14 protein-coding genes and 1 pseudogene are annotated in these 14,475 nt (G+C 74.8%); 8 read left to right on the forward strand and 7 right to left on the reverse strand.

The genetic code is table 11. The features are described from left to right. Positions 1–78 precede the first annotated feature (78 nt). On the reverse strand, positions 79–1,260 hold the full coding sequence (locus ACFUMH_RS09585; RefSeq protein WP_378203945.1) for an RtcB family protein: 1,182 nt from the start codon (positions 1,258–1,260) through the stop codon (positions 79–81). A 37-nt stretch (positions 1,261–1,297) separates the two neighbouring features. Further along, a complete protein-coding gene (locus ACFUMH_RS09590) occupies positions 1,298–1,744 on the reverse strand; it encodes an RtcB family protein (protein ID WP_378203948.1) in 447 nt (148 codons plus the stop codon). Between the two features lie 295 nt (positions 1,745–2,039). Here ACFUMH_RS09590 and ACFUMH_RS09595 point away from each other — a divergent pair, with 295 nt between their 5' ends. The 5 genes from ACFUMH_RS09595 to ACFUMH_RS09615 all read left to right on the forward strand — a co-directional run bounded on the left by ACFUMH_RS09595 (position 2,040) and on the right by ACFUMH_RS09615 (position 5,722). After that, positions 2,040–2,459, forward strand: a complete 420-nt coding sequence (locus tag ACFUMH_RS09595) for a hypothetical protein (protein WP_378203951.1) — start codon at positions 2,040–2,042, stop codon at positions 2,457–2,459. Continuing rightward, positions 2,423–2,962 carry a hypothetical protein gene (locus tag ACFUMH_RS09600; protein WP_378203954.1) on the forward strand — a complete coding sequence of 180 codons (540 nt, stop codon included), beginning with the start codon at positions 2,423–2,425 and terminating at the stop codon, positions 2,960–2,962. The genes ACFUMH_RS09595 and ACFUMH_RS09600 overlap by 37 nt, the downstream gene beginning before the upstream one ends. Before the next feature lie 164 nt (positions 2,963–3,126). Then, on the forward strand, positions 3,127–3,822 hold the full coding sequence (locus ACFUMH_RS09605; RefSeq protein ID WP_378203957.1) for a hypothetical protein: 696 nt from the start codon (positions 3,127–3,129) through the stop codon (positions 3,820–3,822). Positions 3,823–3,863: 41 nt separating this feature from the next. Next, positions 3,864–4,523: an ABC transporter ATP-binding protein gene (locus ACFUMH_RS09610; RefSeq protein ID WP_378203960.1), complete on the forward strand. Its 660-nt coding sequence runs from the start codon at positions 3,864–3,866 to the stop codon at positions 4,521–4,523. Then, complete coding sequence (locus tag ACFUMH_RS09615) at positions 4,520–5,722, forward strand: ABC transporter permease (RefSeq protein WP_378203963.1); 1,203 nt, start codon at positions 4,520–4,522, stop codon at positions 5,720–5,722. The genes ACFUMH_RS09610 and ACFUMH_RS09615 overlap by 4 nt, the downstream gene beginning before the upstream one ends. Positions 5,723–6,069: 347 nt before the next feature. On the opposite strand, the pseudogene ACFUMH_RS09620 reads toward ACFUMH_RS09615, so the two are convergent. From ACFUMH_RS09620 to ACFUMH_RS09640, 5 genes and pseudogenes are all read right to left on the reverse strand, one after another. After that, positions 6,070–6,315, reverse strand: a pseudogene (locus ACFUMH_RS09620) (RtcB family protein); the annotation flags it as partial. 69 nt (positions 6,316–6,384) lie between these two features. Continuing rightward, a complete protein-coding gene (locus ACFUMH_RS09625) occupies positions 6,385–9,147 on the reverse strand; it encodes a cation-translocating P-type ATPase (RefSeq protein ID WP_378203966.1) in 2,763 nt (920 codons plus the stop codon). 188 nt (positions 9,148–9,335) lie between these two features. Further along, complete coding sequence (locus ACFUMH_RS09630; RefSeq protein WP_378203969.1) at positions 9,336–9,956, reverse strand: GyrI-like domain-containing protein; 621 nt, start codon at positions 9,954–9,956, stop codon at positions 9,336–9,338. After that, the gene (locus ACFUMH_RS09635; RefSeq protein ID WP_378203972.1) at positions 9,953–10,387 is read right to left on the reverse strand and encodes a hypothetical protein; all 435 of its coding nucleotides are present in this window, start codon (positions 10,385–10,387) and stop codon (positions 9,953–9,955) included. Before ACFUMH_RS09635 ends, ACFUMH_RS09630 begins: the two co-directional genes overlap by 4 nt. A 48-nt stretch (positions 10,388–10,435) precedes the next feature. Next, positions 10,436–10,783, reverse strand: a complete 348-nt coding sequence (locus ACFUMH_RS09640; protein ID WP_378203975.1) for a hypothetical protein — start codon at positions 10,781–10,783, stop codon at positions 10,436–10,438. A 260-nt stretch (positions 10,784–11,043) separates the two neighbouring features. On the opposite strand from ACFUMH_RS09640, the gene ACFUMH_RS09645 reads away from it, so the two are divergent. The 3 genes from ACFUMH_RS09645 to ACFUMH_RS09655 all read left to right on the forward strand — a co-directional run bounded on the left by ACFUMH_RS09645 (position 11,044) and on the right by ACFUMH_RS09655 (position 14,432). Then, positions 11,044–12,360: an RICIN domain-containing protein gene (locus ACFUMH_RS09645; RefSeq protein WP_378203977.1), complete on the forward strand. Its 1,317-nt coding sequence runs from the start codon at positions 11,044–11,046 to the stop codon at positions 12,358–12,360. 271 nt (positions 12,361–12,631) lie between these two features. Beyond that, the gene (locus tag ACFUMH_RS09650) at positions 12,632–13,309 is read left to right on the forward strand and encodes a YceI family protein (RefSeq protein ID WP_378203980.1); all 678 of its coding nucleotides are present in this window, start codon (positions 12,632–12,634) and stop codon (positions 13,307–13,309) included. A gap of 61 nt (positions 13,310–13,370) precedes the next feature. Further along, positions 13,371–14,432, forward strand: coding sequence for a 1-phosphofructokinase family hexose kinase (locus ACFUMH_RS09655; RefSeq protein ID WP_378203983.1), 1,062 nt, complete (start codon positions 13,371–13,373; stop codon positions 14,430–14,432). The last annotated feature ends 43 nt before the right edge of the window (positions 14,433–14,475 follow it).

Consider the following 14,475-nt stretch of genomic DNA (forward strand, 5'->3'; position numbering starts at 1 on the left):
GTGCAGGGACCGGACATCAGGTCCCTGCACGATCGCGGGTTCGACGGGGGCGAGGGGGCTGCGTCCGTCGGGCGGCGGTCAGTCGCCCTTGACGTTCACCACCTGCCGCAGCACGTGCCGGACCTCCACCAGGTCGGCGGCGTCCGCCATCACCTGGTCGATGTCCTTGTACGCGGCGGGGATCTCGTCGAGGAACGCGTCGGTGTCGCGGTACTCGATGCCCTGCATCGCCTCCCGCAGCTGCGCCCGCGTGAACGTGCGCCGCGCCGCCGACCGCGAGTACGCGCGCCCGGCGCCGTGCGGGCTCGAGCACAGCGACTCGGGCTCGCCCCTCCCGACGACCACGTACGACGCCGTGCCCATCGACCCCGGGATGAGGCCCGCGTCCCCCGCGCGCGCGCGGATCGCGCCCTTGCGGGACACCCACACGTCCTCGCCGTGGTGGTGCTCGAGCTCGGTGAAGTTGTGGTGGCAGTTGACGCGCTCGTGCTCGACGACGTCCGCGCCCATGTGCTGCGCGAGCGCCGCCACGACCCGGTCCATCATCTCCTCGCGGTTGGCGACCGCGTAGTCCTGGGCCCAGCGCAGCTCGCGCACGTAGTGGTCGAACTCGTCGGTGCTCTCCTCGACGTACGCGAGGTCGCGGTCCGGCAGCGTGATCCCCCGGCGCCGGCACACGTCGGCCGCGACCCGGATGTGGTGCTGCGCGAGCCGGTTGCCGACGCCGCGCGAGCCCGAGTGCAGGAACAGCCACACCCGGTCCGCCTCGTCGAGGGACACCTCGATGAAGTGGTTGCCCGAGCCGAGCGAGCCCATCTGCAGGCGCCACCCGGCGACGTACGCGTCGGGCGTCAGGCCGATCGCCGCGGCGGCCTCCTCCAGCACGCCGACGCGATCCGCCGCGCTGTCGGTGAGGCGACGGTTCGCGGCCCCCGCGGACAGCGGCACGCGCCGCTCGACGTCCTCGCGCAGCGCCCGCAGCGGCTTCCGCGCGCCGCGCAGCTCGTCCTGCGTCCACTGCGTGCGGACCGCGATCATGCCGCAGCCGATGTCGACGCCGACGGCCGCGGGGATGAGCGCGCGCAGCGTCGGGATGACGCTGCCGACGGTCGCGCCCTTGCCCAGGTGGGCGTCGGGCATCAGGGCGACGTGCGGGTGGACGAACGGCAGCTCGGCGGTGCGCTCGGCCTGCTCGCGCGTCACCGGGTCGAGGACCGAGGCCCAGCTGACGAGGCGGTCGGAGAGGCGGGTGAAGGGCATGCGGCGATGCTCGCAGCGCGCCGGGGCGCCGTCACGCTCAATCGGCCGGCGCGATGTGGTCGTTCGGCTGTCGGTCGGCACTCGACGGCGCGCGCCCGCACCCGCTCCCATGGTGGCGGGAGGTGTGCCGTGACGTCGTCCACCGCAGCAGGTCGCGCGCGGCGGCGGGTGTGAGCACGCCGCGCCTGCGCGCGTCGCTGGACCGGGACGCCGTCACGCTCGGCGCCGGCGGGACGGCCGCCGTCGCGGTCACCATCCTGGATGAGGCGCAGGACGTGCCGCGCAAGGTCGTCTGGCACAGTCCTGGTCCCAGCGCAGCGCGCGCACGCGTGGTCGAGCTCGTCCGTGCCCTCCTCGAGGTACGCGGGTCGCGGTCCGGCAGCTCGACGCCGCGCCGGCAGCACACGTCCGCCGCGACCCGGATGTGGTGCTGCGCGAGCCGGTTGCCGACGCCGCGCGACCCCGAGTGCAGAAAGAGCCACACCGCGCCGGTCCGTCATCGCGTACCCCGACCTCGTCGCCGAGGCGCGGCACACCTGTTCGAGAACCGCCCGGTCCGCCGCCCCCCTACCGTCTGCGGTCGACAAGCCACGTCACCCGAACGCCGTAGTCCGCTGTGGCACAACCTCGTCGCCAGCCGCTTGTGTGATGTGTGTCACGTTCGTGTCGCTCGATTTGGCCACATTCGCGCCCCGCTATGACTAGCGTCATCGGTGCCATCAGGGCACGCGCGGACATCGGAGTCGCCTTGCGCTCATGAACAAGCGAGGGGGCTCTACATGCGAGGACGAGGACGAGGACGACGCACCATCGCGACGCTGGCGGTCGCTATCACCGCCCTGACGGGCACCGCGACCGCCAGCCAGGCCGCCACGACCACCGTCAGCGGCACCGTCAACTGCACCGGGTCGCGGACCATCTACACCACCGTGCGGTACATGCAGACGCCGGTGCGCACAGAGCTGTACCTGAGCAAGGCCTCCGGTGGCGTCCACAGCGGCTACGACATGCGGATCGGCACGTACATCGTCGCCAGTGGCTCCTACTGGGACTCGTGGTTCGAGGGTGCCGACCGCTACGGGGTCCTGCAGTCGGGCAACAACTACGTCAAGGACACCCGGTTCCGCCTGGGCGCCCAGATGGACCAGGCGTCCGTGGGCACGTGCTCGAACAGCTGGGCCGGGACGCTCTACTACTGATGAGCACGCACCGCACCGCATCCGTCGCCGTCCTGCTCGCCGTCAGTGGCTGTCTGCTGCTCGCCTCTTGCTCCTCGGACGAAGCGCCAGGGGAGGCACCTAGCGCCGCAGCTGAGGAGCTGCTCGGCCAGGACGACATCGTCGCCGAGTACGACGCCGTCGTCGCCGAGCTGGAGTGGCCGGAGGGACACACGCCACCTCCGCGCCGCGAGGACGAGGCCGGCTGGTCGTACCAGGCCGGGGTCGGGGCGACGGATGCGGTGATGGTGTGGAACTGCGTCTGGGGCAAGGCGTGGCTCGAGGCGCGCGAGAACGACCCGGCGGCTGCGGAGCACGCCTTGACGATGTACGCGGCGATCCTCGAGCGCCCGGAGTTCAAGCAGCACTTCGACCCCGAGAGTGCCCAGCCCGTCGTGCGGGGCATCATCGAAGACGCCCGGATGGGAGACCCGAGCGGGGTGCAGCGGGACGTGTCCGCGAACTGCTCGGACCAGGACACGTGAAAGACGCACGACGCGGCCGGCGTACCGCCCTGGTGGCAGCAGCAGCGGCTCTCGTCGCATCGGCTGGCTGCACCCCGGGCAGCGCGGACAGCGGGACGACCGCTGAGCCGCAGCCGGCCGGCGCACCGGCCACGACGACCGTCTCTCGGGGTGATCTCACCTCGGTGCTGGTCCTGAACGGCGTGACGGTCGCTCAGCCCGACGTCACGATCCGCGCCGGCGGCGCTGGGCCCCTCGACGTCCAGGCCGAGGAGGGGAAGAGCGTCGCAGCCGGGCAGGTTCTGGCGAGCATCGGCTCGGTGCCGCTGGTCGCACCGGCTGCTGGCGTCGTCACGAGGTGGCACGTACCGGATGAGGTGACCGTCCCTGCCGACCTGCCCGTCGCGGACCTGCGCTACACCGGGTTCGGCATCGACGTGAGCATCCCGGCCGAGCACGCCTACCGTCTGTACAGCGTGCCCGCGAAGGGCACGACCAACGTGACCGGCGGCCCGGGCGGGCTCCCGTGCGACGTCGTGCCGGCACCGGCCGCCCATTCGGCCGGCGGGACCACCGAGGGTTCCCTGGCGGAGGCGGGCGCGCGGTTCGTTTGCCTGCTGCCTGGCGACGCGCAGGTGATGGGCGGGCTCGAGGCGAAGGTCGGGCTGGAGACCGCGCGGGCCGAGGGCGTCCTGACACTGCCCGTCGAGGCCGTCTCGGGAGTGACGGGCTCGGGTGTCGTCACTCGCATCGAGGGCACCAGGCACAGCCGTGTCACGGTGGAGCTCGGCGTCTCGGACGGTCACCTGGTCGAGGTCCGTTCCGGCCTCGACGAAGGGGACGTCGTCCTGGCCTACGCGCCCGGCCTCGGATCCTCGTGACCGAGGACGGAGCCGCCGTCCTGCGCGCACGAAGCCTCGGGGTGCATGTCCCCCTGCGCTCCGGCGGCGTCCTGACGCTGGGTTCCGGCCTGGACGTGGACGTCGCCCCCGGCCGCAGCCTCGCTGTCGTCGGGCGGTCCGGGTGCGGCAAGACGACCCTCCTGGCGACCCTCGGTCTGCTGCGCACGCCGTCAGCCGGGCGCCTGTGGCTCATGGGCGAGGAGGTCACGGCGATCTCCGACGCCCGGGCAGCGCGGCTGCGCAACGCGCGGATCGGTTTCGTCTTCCAGGACTACTCGCTGGTCGCGCATCTGTCGGTCCTTGAGAACGTGCTGCTGCCGGTGGAGTACGGCGCGCGCATGCGCCGACGAGAAGCCCGTCTGGCCGCGTCGGCGCAGCTGGAGGCGGTCGGCCTTGCAGGGTTCGAACGGCGACGGCCGCGCCAGCTGTCAGGAGGAGAGCAGCAGCGCGTGGCCGTCGCGCGCGCCCTGGTGCGCCGGCCGCAGCTCGTCCTGGCCGACGAGCCCACCGGCGCACTGGACACCTCGACGGGTGAAAACGTCATGGCCCACCTGCTCGCAGCCTGTCGGCTGTCGGACGCCGCCGCGGTCGTCGTGACCCACGACGACGCCGTCGCGTCGGCGCTCGACGAGCGCGCTGAGCTGCGCGACGGAGCGCTGCACCGCCCGGTACCCGCATGAGCCGCGCGCTGCGCACGTGCGTGCACGACCTGCGCGCCCGGCCGCTACGCACGGTGCTGACCGCGCTCAGCATGCTCGTCGGCGTGCTCGCCGTCGTGGGCGTCTCTGCCGCGGACCAGCTGTCGACCGGGTACGTCATCGCAGCCCACGAGCAGCTCCGCGGACGGGAGGCGACCTACGCGCTCTCGACGACGATCACAGCGCAGGACGTGGCCGCCGCCCACCGATGGGTGGAGGGCGTCCAGGCGCGGATCGGGCCCCAGGACGCCGCCGCCGGGCTCGTCCTGGAGACAGCCGTACGAGCCGCGCCAGCGAACGGGGAGCCAGGAGCCGAGGGTCGTGCCCAGCAGGACCTGTCCGCCCGGTGGATCGTGGGCGCGCTCGACGACATCTACCGCCGCCCCCTCGTCACGGGGAGCTGGCCACGGGCAGGGACCAGCGCCGCACCATCCGTGGTGCTGAACGAGGCCGCGGCACGACGTCTGGAGGTCACGCGGGTACCGGCGACGCTCACCCTGGGGACTCCTCAGGACGGCACAGCGGCCGCGGCCGTCGCGGGCGTCGTCGCCGACGGGCTGCCCGAGCCGACGGTGTACGGCACGCTGGCGGAGGCCGCCGAGGTCTGGCCCGCGTCACTGCCGGCCGGGTCGGCGACCACCTACCTGAGGGCCGGCGTCGAGTCCTTCGGCGCTGCCGCGCCAGTCCTGCGTGAGGCCGCCGAGATCGCAGGGCTCGACCTCGTCGACCGCGACGTCCGCCGCGTCGACACCGTCGAGGAGGCGCGAGCCTCCGCGCGCGTCGTCCAGAGGGCCTTCGTCGCCTGCGCCGTGGTCGCCCTCGTGGTCGCGGGCATCGGCATCCTCAACATCGGGCTCGCGTCCTTGTCCGAGCGCGCCCGTGAGCTCGTCGTGCGCCGCGCGGTAGGGGCCCGCCGGCTCGACGTCTTCGTCCAGGTGCTCGGGGCCAACCTCCTGGTGGCCCTGATCGTGTCGTCCGGAGCCGTCGCCGTGGCGATGCTCGGCGTGTACGTGGTGGCTCCCGCCCTGACGTCGCACACGTTCATCGCCGATCCCGTGACCCTGCCCTGGCCGGCGGTGCTGAACGGGACCGCTGCGGCGGTACTCACGAGCCTGGCCGGCGCGGCGGTACCAGCCGTCTCCGCGACCCGCCTCGATGTCGCGGACGCCTTGAGGTCCTGAGCGCGGCGTCACCAGCCTCGGTGCTCGGTCCCGACCCGAGCACCGCGCGGCCGTGGCACCAGCTGCAGCCGGACGTCACGGCCCATCGGCGGGCGGGCCAGCACCCCATCCGCCGTGAAGCCCCGCGACGGTGCTGTGGGTGAGGAAGGGGTCCCGCTCGTGGAATCCGAGTGACGGGAGCACTGGAGGTCGCGGCTGCAAGCCGTCTGGTGGGACGGCGACGCGGACCGCAGGCACGTCCTCGAGCGGGCGGGTCCACGTTCCAGGACTCGGCGGACGACGTCCGGGGATCCGGTTGTTGGGGTTCCCGCCGAGAGCGGCACGCGCCGCTCGTCCTTGGTCAACTACGTGCGCACGGCGATCATGCCGCAGCCGATGTCGACGCCGACGGCCGCGGGGATGAGCGCGCGCAGCGTCGGGATGACGCTGCCGACAGTCGCGCCCTTGCCCAGGTGGGCGTCGGGCATGAGGGCGAGGTGCGGGTGGACGAACGGCAGCTCGGCGGTGCGCTCGGCCTGCTCGCGCGTCGCCGGGTCGAGGACCGAGGACCGAGGACCGGCTGACGAGGCGGTCGGAGAGGCGGGTGCAGGCATGCGGCGACCGTGGCAGCGGTACCGCGCACGGGCGTGTCCATTAGCGGCGGCCGTCCCCCGGCCGGTCGCTCAGGCGTGCGCGACCGGCCGCGCGCCCGGCGACGGCTGCCCCACCCGCCGCACCACCGCCTTCGCCGCCTCCATCACGAGGAACACGACCACCGCGACGCCGGCCGTCAGCCCCCAGCTCACCGGCCCGATCGGCGCCGAGTCGAACCACGCGTGCATGAATGGCGCGTACGTGAACACGAGCTGCAGCGCGATCAGCAGCCCGGCCGAGAGCCACAGGGCGCGGTTGCCCGTGAGCACCCGCCGGGTGAACGCCGAGCCGTTGAGCAGCCGGCAGTTGAGCAGGAACGCGAGCTGGCCGAGCGCGAGCATCATGACCGCGGCGGTCTGCGCGACGGCGTAGTCACCGGTGCGGTCGCGCTCCAGCAGGTAGACGACGAGCGTGGCCGCGCCGATGACCACCGAGGCGACGAGCACCACCGCGGTCGCCCGCCCCGACAGCACCTGCTCACCCGGCGCCCGCGGGGGCCGCCGCATGATGCCCGGCTCGGCGGGCTCGCCGGCGAGCGTCAGGGACAGGGTGAGCGCGGTGACGAGGTTGACCCACAGGATCTGCACCGGCGAGAGCGGCAGCGCCCAGCCGGCGAGCACGGCGACGAGGATGACGAGCGACTGCGCGCCGTTGGTCGGCAGGAGGAACACGACGGCCTTGCGGATGTTGTCGTAGATCCGCCGCCCCTCCTCGACCGCACGCTCGATCGTCGCGAAGTTGTCGTCCGCGAGGACGACGTCCGCCGCCTCCTTCGTCGCCTCCGTGCCCTTGATGCCCATCGCCACACCGACGTCGGCGCGCGTGATCGAGGGGGCGTCGTTGACGCCGTCCCCCGTCATCGCGACCACCTCGCCGTGCGCCTGCAGGGCGCGCACGATCCGCAGCTTGTGCTCGGGGGAGGTGCGGGCGTAGACGTCGACGTCCCGGACGACCGCAGCCAGGGCGTCGTCGTCCATGCCCTGCAGGTCGGCGCCGGTCAGCGCCGCCACGCGGCCCTCGGCCGGCGCGATCCCCAGCTCGCGGGCGATGGCCGTCGCGGTGCCGCGGTGGTCGCCCGTGATCATCTTGACCCGGATGCCGGCGGCGTGGGCCTCCGCGATCGCGGCGGTGGCCTCCGGGCGCGGCGGGTCGACGATGCCCACGACCCCGAGGAACGTCAGACCGCCGGCGAGGTCGTCGAGCGTGATCGCGTCGAGACCGTCGGCAGGCCGCACCGCGGCCGCGAGCACGCGCAGGCCGCGCTCCGAGAGGGCGTCGACCCGCTCCTCCCACGCGTCCCGGTCCAGGGGCACGAGCGAGCCGTCGGCGGCCCGCTCGGTGACGGCGCGGTCGAGCAGCCGGTCCGGCGCGCCGACCACGTGCGCGACGCGGACCGCCCCGCCCGGTCCACCGGTGACGACCTCGTCGAGCGTGGCGGCGAACTTGTGCGTCGACTCGAACGGCACCGCCCCGACGCGCGTGGCGGTGGCCCGGTCGAGGCCGGCCTTGGCGGCGAGCACGTCGAGCGCCCCCTCCGTCGGCTGGCCGACGACGCGCCAGCCGTCCTCGGTCCGCTCGACGTGCGCGTCGTTGCCGAGCCCGGCGGCGAGCACGAACGCGGCGAGGTCGGGGTGCGCGTCGAGGTCGGCCGTCGCGCCGTCGGCGGTGACGACGCGCCCGGTCGGGTCGTAGCCCGTGCCCTCCGCCGTGTACGTGCCCGCGGCGGTGACGACCGTGCGCGCGGTCATCTCGTTCTGCGTCAGCGTGCCGGTCTTGTCCGAGCAGATCGTCGTGGTGGACCCGAGGGTCTCGACCGCCTCCATCCGGCGCGTGATCGCGCGCTGCCGGGCCATCTGCTGCACCCCGAGCGCGAGCGTGATCGTCACCAGCGCGGGCAGGCCCTCCGGCACGGCGGCGACCGCGAACCCGATCGCCGCGGAGATCAGCTCCTCGACCTCCAGCCCGTGCACCAGGTACCCGACGAGCAGCATGACGACGGCGAGCACGCCGATGAGGACGGCCAGCTGCGTGCCGAGGCGCTCGAGCTGCCGCGCGAGCGGGGTGTCCGTCGAGTCCTGGTCGGCCACCAGCGTGGAGATGCGGCCGATCTCGGTGCCGGCGCCCGTCCCGACGACCACGCCCTCGGCGTTGCCTGCCGTCACGATGGTGCCCGAGAAGAGCATCGACGACCGGTCGCCGACGCCCGCGTCCGCGTCCGCGACGGCGTCGTCCTTGGTGGCCGGCACCGACTCGCCGGTCAGGGCGGACTCGTCGACCTGCAGGCCGGAGGACGCCAGCAGCCGCACGTCCGCCGGCACGCGGTCGCCGCTGCGCACCCGCACGACGTCGCCGACGACGAGCGTCGCGGCGTCCACCACCCCCCAGCCGCCGTCGCGCCGCACCTGCGCGTCCAGCGACTGCATCTTGCGCAGGCCCGCGAGCGCCGACACGGCCCGCCCCTCCTGCACGAACCCGATCAGCCCGGTCGCGACGATGACCACGACGATCACCGCCAGGTCGACCCAGTCGCCGACCAGCGCCTTGAGCACCGCGGCCGCGACGAGGATGTAGATGAGCACGTCGGCGTACTGGCTCAGCAGGCGCCGCAGCACGGACGGCCGGGGCGGCTCGGGCAGCTCGTTGCGGCCGTCGCGCGCGAGCCGGTCCGCGGCGTGCGCGCCCGCGAGGCCGTCGGGCGACCCGCCGACCGCCCGCAGCACCTCCGCCCCGGGCAGCGACCACGGCGCGGGCGGGACGGAGGTCCGGGTGTCGTCGGGTGCGGCGGTGGTCATCGGCGTGGCCCCTCGGCAGGCGGTCCCCCGCGGCGGCACCTGCCGCGAGGGCTTCCCTCGCACGGTACGCACCCGCGGTGCGTACCGCCCCGGACGGAGGTCCCACCGCCGGGACGACGCTCCCGGGGCGGGCGGGGTCGCCCGTCGCGCGGGTGCCGCGCACGGACCCCGGCCTCCGGGCGGCGGTCCTACCCGCCCAGCCGCTCGACGGGCTGGCGGAGGATGGTCCGCAGCCGCTCCGGTGCGGTGCGGCGGGGGTCACCGAGGTAGATCTCGTGGTGCCGGCCGGTCATCCGCAGTCCCTCGCCGGGGACCACGCGCTCGTGCAGCTCGGCGAGCACGGGACCCTCCGCGTCGTAGGGGCCGACGTGCAGCGTCTGCACGCACAGCCCCTCGTGCAGGTGCTCGAGCCGGACGTCGCCGGTCCGCGGGCCGTGCGTGCCGCGCGCGGCGGCCGCGCGCGCGGCCTCGACGTGGTCGGGGGTCACCGCGTCCGGGACCGCGATCATCAGCGTCCAGTCCCAGCGGCTCTTGTCGCGCGCGGACGTGAACGCCGCCATGTCGTCGGCCCACCAGAGCGCCTCGAGCGGCATCACCACGTGGTCGACGCCGAGCGCGTCCCGCAGCAGGAACTTGAGCCGGTACGCCAGCGGGTACAGCGACGCGACGGCGTCCGCGTACGCCTGCGACGTGTTCGGGTCCCCGTGCCCGTCGACCACGAGGTAGTCGAGCGGGGCGACGTCCACGACGTCGAACCGCCCGCGCCGCGCCGTGTACGTGGGGATCTGCTTCTTGAGGTCGACGGTCATCGGCTGACCTCGACGTCCCCAGCCGCCGACGCGTCAGCCGCGTCCGCGGGCTCGGCCGCCGCGCGTCCCCGCCGCGCCGCGAGCACGGTGCCGCCCGCGGACAGGGCGACCGCCGCCGCCGCGGTCCGGCCGGCGGCGGTCCGGTTGACCGCCAGGCACGAGGGGTCCGGGCCGTCCTCGGAGTCGACCGTGATGCCCGTCAGTGGCTCGGCCGCGCACGTGTGCCCCTCGGGGGACTCGCGCGGTGCGCCCAGCGAGACCCAGCACACCGCGACGGCCAGCGACGCGAGCAGCGGGGGCGCCCACGTCGCGGCGCGGCGCCCCCGCGTCGCCGTGCCCCGTGGCCGCCGACGCGCCGCCACCACCAGCGGGGCCGCCGCCAGCGCGGCGTACCCGAGCGTGGTGAGCCAGCCCACCGCCTGCCACGTCATCCCCGCGGCCCGCCCGCCGATCCCGGCGCGACCGCGTGGTCCGCGGTGTCAGGCACCGACGGCGTGCCGCGCGGCCCGCCCGGGCGCGGCGGCCTCGGGCGCGGCGACGTCGAGCGCGTCCTCGCGCGGCAGCACCCACGCCGCGCGCACGAGCGCCGCGTCCGCCGGGTCGAGGCCGGCGACGAGCGCGTCGAGGGTGACCTCGGCGACCAGCCACACGCACGCGACGTGCAGGCTGGCGCCACCGGGGTGCCAGTCGGCGTCGACGTCGACGACGACGGTGGCGCGCTCGCCGGCGGTGCCGGCGAGCCGGACGCGCTGCGCCACGGGCAGCGCACGGACGGGGTTGTGCGAGGGGTAGGAGACCTCACCGCAGGAGCACGAGACGACGACCATGGCCACAGCCTCTCCCCGACCACCGACATCGCCGCCGCTGCCACGCCGAGAGGGCCGGACGCGCGGCTCGCCGCGGGGCGGGCAGCCCACGGCAGTGGGCTCCCGCCGCCCGGTTGTCACGTGTCACCCCGCGCCGTAGCCTCGCCAGGCCGGGTCGACGACGACCCGGACCCGCTCGCGTCGGGCCGCGACCCCAGGCGGCCGAGGCGGCACAGGGCGGATTCACCCGTCGGTCCCCCCGGACCGCCAAGGAGGATCCCGTGCGCGCTGCACCCGTCCACCCCGCCCCCGACACGAGGGCACCCCGTACCCGGCGGCCACGCCGCCCCGTCCACCGGCTGACCGCCGCCGTCACCGCCGCGCTCGTCGCCGGCGTGGGCGCCGTCGCGGCCGTCGCGGCGGCCACTCCTGCCGCCGCCGCCCCGGGCGACATCGTCTGGCAGCAGGAGTTCGACGGCCCCGCCGGCGCGGCCCCCGACAGCCGGGTCTGGAACTACGACCTGGGCGCGGGCGGCTGGGGCAACGCCGAGCTCCAGGAGTACACGTCGTCCCGTGCCAACTCGGCGCTCGACGGCGCCGGCAACCTCGTCATCACCGCCCGCCGGGAGGCGGACGGCCGCTACACGTCCGCCCGCCTGCAGACCAACGACAAGGCCGAGACCCGCTACGGCCGCGTCGAGGCGCGCATCCAGATCCCCCGCGGCCAGGGCATCTGGCCGGCGTTCTGGATGCTCGGCGCGGACTTCCCGCAGAACGCGTGGCCGAACAGCGGCGAGATCGACATCATGGAGAACATCGGCCGCGAGCCGAACCTCGTGCACGGGACCATCCACGGCCCCGGCTACTCCGGCGGCGCGGGGCTGCTCGGCACCTACCAGCACCCGCAGAACTGGTCCTTCGCCGACACGTTCCACACGTTCGCGATCGACTGGCGGCCGGGCGAGATCGTCTGGTCGGTGAACGGCCAGGTGTACCACCGCGTGACGCCCGCGAGCCTGGGCGGCCGCCAGTGGGTGTTCGACAAGCCGTTCTTCCTCATCCTCAACGTCGCGGTGGGCGGGCAGTGGCCCGGCTACCCGGACGGCTCGACCCAGCTCCCGCAGCAGATGAAGGTCGACTACGTCCGCGTCTACGACAACGGCGCCAACGGGGGCGGCGGCACCGGCGGCGGGACCGGCGGGGCCCTGCCGACCGGCACCGGGACGATCCGCGTCGACGACCGCCTGTGCCTCGACGTCCCGTGGGCCGACCCGCGCGACGGCAACCCGATCCAGGTCGTCGGCTGCAACGGCAACGCCGCGCAGTCGTGGACGCGCGGCGCCGACGGCACGGTCCGGGCCCTCGGCAAGTGCCTCGACGTGAGCGGTGGCGGCACCGCCAACGGCACGGTCGTCCAGTTGTGGACCTGCAACGGCACGGCCGCGCAGCGGTGGACGTTCGACGCCGGCAGCCGCACGCTCCGCAACCCGCAGGCCGGCCGCTGCCTCGACGCCGCGGGCGGCACGCCGGTGCGCGACGGCCAGCGCGTGCACCTGTGGGACTGCTCCGGCGCCGCCAACCAGCGCTGGACGTTCTGACCGCACGACCTGACGGCCCCGGACCCCGCGGTCCGGGGCCGTCCGCGTGCGCCCGCCGAACATGCGCTTTGTCCGCCTTTCGGGCGATGTGGCGCAATCCGTCCGTGTGACGGACCATAGGCCCTCGACAGGGGACGTACCGGCACTCGTCGGGCGCCCGTCGATCGCACGGCCCCCGCACACCCGCACCGTCCGCCGCGGCGTGCCCGCAGGGGCAAGGGCCCGGACCGCCGGCCGGCGGCACGAGGCGACGAGAGCGGGGACGACACGCATGACGGACGGCACGCAGGAGACGACACGGCGCTGGAAGGGGATGACGATCCCCGCCGCGGGCACGTACGTGCTCGACGCCGCCCACAAGCGGGTCGGGTTCACGGCCCACCACATGATGGTGAGCCAGGTGCGCGGCGAGTTCTCGGCCGCGGCGGCGACGATCCGGGTGGGCGAGGACCCGCTGGACTCCCAGGTGACGGCGACGATCCGCACCGGCACGCTGACGACGCAGAACGAGGACCGCGACACGCACCTGCGCAGCTCGGACTTCCTCGACGTCGACCGGTGGCCGACCATCGAGTTCCGCAGCCGCCGGGTCGAGCGCCGCGTCGCCGACGACGCCATCGCGCAGTGGGCACGCCTGCGCAACCACCTGCCGGAGCGCTCGCGCGTCGCCACCGAGCTCGTCGAGCGGACCGTGGGCGTCGGCGGCCGGTTCACCGTGGTCGGCGACCTCACCATCTGCGGCGTCGCGCGCGAGGTCGCGCTCGACATGCACTTCGGCGGGGCGCGCACCGACCCGTACGGCCGCGACATCTTCGGGTTCTCCGCGACCACGGACTTCAACCGCGAGGACTTCGGCCTGTCGTGGAACGTCGCGCTCGAGGCGGGCGGCTGGCTCGTCGGCAAGCGGGTCAAGGTCGAGATCGCGGGCGAGGCGGTGCGCGAGGTCTGACGCGGGCCGACCTGCGCGTGCTCGACGCGCGCGGGAGGGTCCGGACCAGCACACTCCTGCCATGTCGCAGCAGCCCGACGCCATGCCCACCCACCCGACCGACGAGCAGACGCCGGTACGCCGCCCGGACGCGCCGCGCATCTGCGTCATGGCGACCACGCCGTGGCTGACGGTCACGGTCGAGGCGCCGACGACGCAGCCGGTGCGCGACGACGGCTCGGTCGTCGAGCAGCACCCGGAGGTGCACGTGCACCCCGGCGGGCAGGGGCTGTGGGTGGCCCGGATGGCGGAGTCGCTCGGCGCCGACGCGGTCGTGTGCGGGCCGTTCGGCGGCGAGGCGGGCATCGCGCTGCGCGCGCTCGCCGAGGCGGAGGGCATGGAGCTGCGAGGCGTGGCGTACAAGGGCGGCAACGGCGTCTACGTGCACGACCGCCGCGAGGGGGACCGCGAGGCCGTGGCGGAGCGGCCCGCTGCGCCGCTCGACCGGCACGAGCTCGACGACCTGTACGGCACGGTCCTCGTCGAGTCCCTGGAGGCGGACGTCACCGTCCTGACGGGGGCCGACCCGGCGCACGTGCTGCCGGCGGAGGTCCTCAGCCGGCTCGTCGGCGACCTGCGCGCGGCGGACCGCACGCTCGTCGCGGACCTGTCGGGCGACGCGGCGCGCGCGTACGTCGAGGCGGGTGGCGGCGTGCTGAAGATCAGCCACGAGGAGATGGCCGACGGCGGGTTCGCCGACGGCGACGACGTGCCGGCGCTGGTCACGGGCGCGCGGGCCCTGCTCGACGCCGGTGCGGAGGGCGGCACGCGCGCGGTCGTCGTCTCCCGCGCGGGCGACGGCGTGCTCGTCGTCACCCGCGACCGCGTGCACGACGTCGTGGCGCCCGAGACGACGGTCGCGGACCACCGCGGCGCGGGCGACTCGATGACGGCCGGCATCGCGGTGGGCCTCGCGCGCGGCCTGGACCTGGTCGAGGCGGTCCGCCTGGGTGCGGCGGCCGGCGCCCTGAACGTCACGCGGCACGGCCTGGGCACGGGTCACCGCGACCACATCGAGCGCTTCGCGGCCCGCGTCGAGGTCCGGGACCTGGGGCAGGACGGCCGCACGTCCGGCGACGCCTGAGACCGACCTCCCCGGCACGTGACGACCCGGCGACGCCGGTCTC

Origin of the sequence: Cellulomonas sp. NPDC057328 (assembly GCF_042667215.1) — a bacterium.
Taxonomy (GTDB): Bacteria; Actinomycetota; Actinomycetes; order Actinomycetales; family Cellulomonadaceae; genus Cellulomonas.

What these genes read in the sequence shown, in the direction of transcription:
- ACFUMH_RS09585 (WP_378203945.1), bottom strand. Translation starts at nt 1,260, where the DNA reads ATGCCCTTCACCCGCCTCTCCGACCGCCTCGTCAGCTGGGCCTCGGTC.
- ACFUMH_RS09595 (WP_378203951.1), top strand. Translation starts at nt 2,040, where the DNA reads ATGCGAGGACGAGGACGAGGACGACGCACCATCGCGACGCTGGCGGTC.
- ACFUMH_RS09615 (WP_378203963.1), top strand. Translation starts at nt 4,520, where the DNA reads ATGAGCCGCGCGCTGCGCACGTGCGTGCACGACCTGCGCGCCCGGCCG.
- ACFUMH_RS09625 (WP_378203966.1), bottom strand. Translation starts at nt 9,147, where the DNA reads ATGACCACCGCCGCACCCGACGACACCCGGACCTCCGTCCCGCCCGCG.
- ACFUMH_RS09630 (WP_378203969.1), bottom strand. Translation starts at nt 9,956, where the DNA reads ATGACCGTCGACCTCAAGAAGCAGATCCCCACGTACACGGCGCGGCGC.
- ACFUMH_RS09635 (WP_378203972.1), bottom strand. Translation starts at nt 10,387, where the DNA reads ATGACGTGGCAGGCGGTGGGCTGGCTCACCACGCTCGGGTACGCCGCG.
- ACFUMH_RS09640 (WP_378203975.1), bottom strand. Translation starts at nt 10,783, where the DNA reads ATGGTCGTCGTCTCGTGCTCCTGCGGTGAGGTCTCCTACCCCTCGCAC.
- ACFUMH_RS09650 (WP_378203980.1), top strand. Translation starts at nt 12,632, where the DNA reads ATGACGGACGGCACGCAGGAGACGACACGGCGCTGGAAGGGGATGACG.
- ACFUMH_RS09655 (WP_378203983.1), top strand. Translation starts at nt 13,371, where the DNA reads ATGTCGCAGCAGCCCGACGCCATGCCCACCCACCCGACCGACGAGCAG.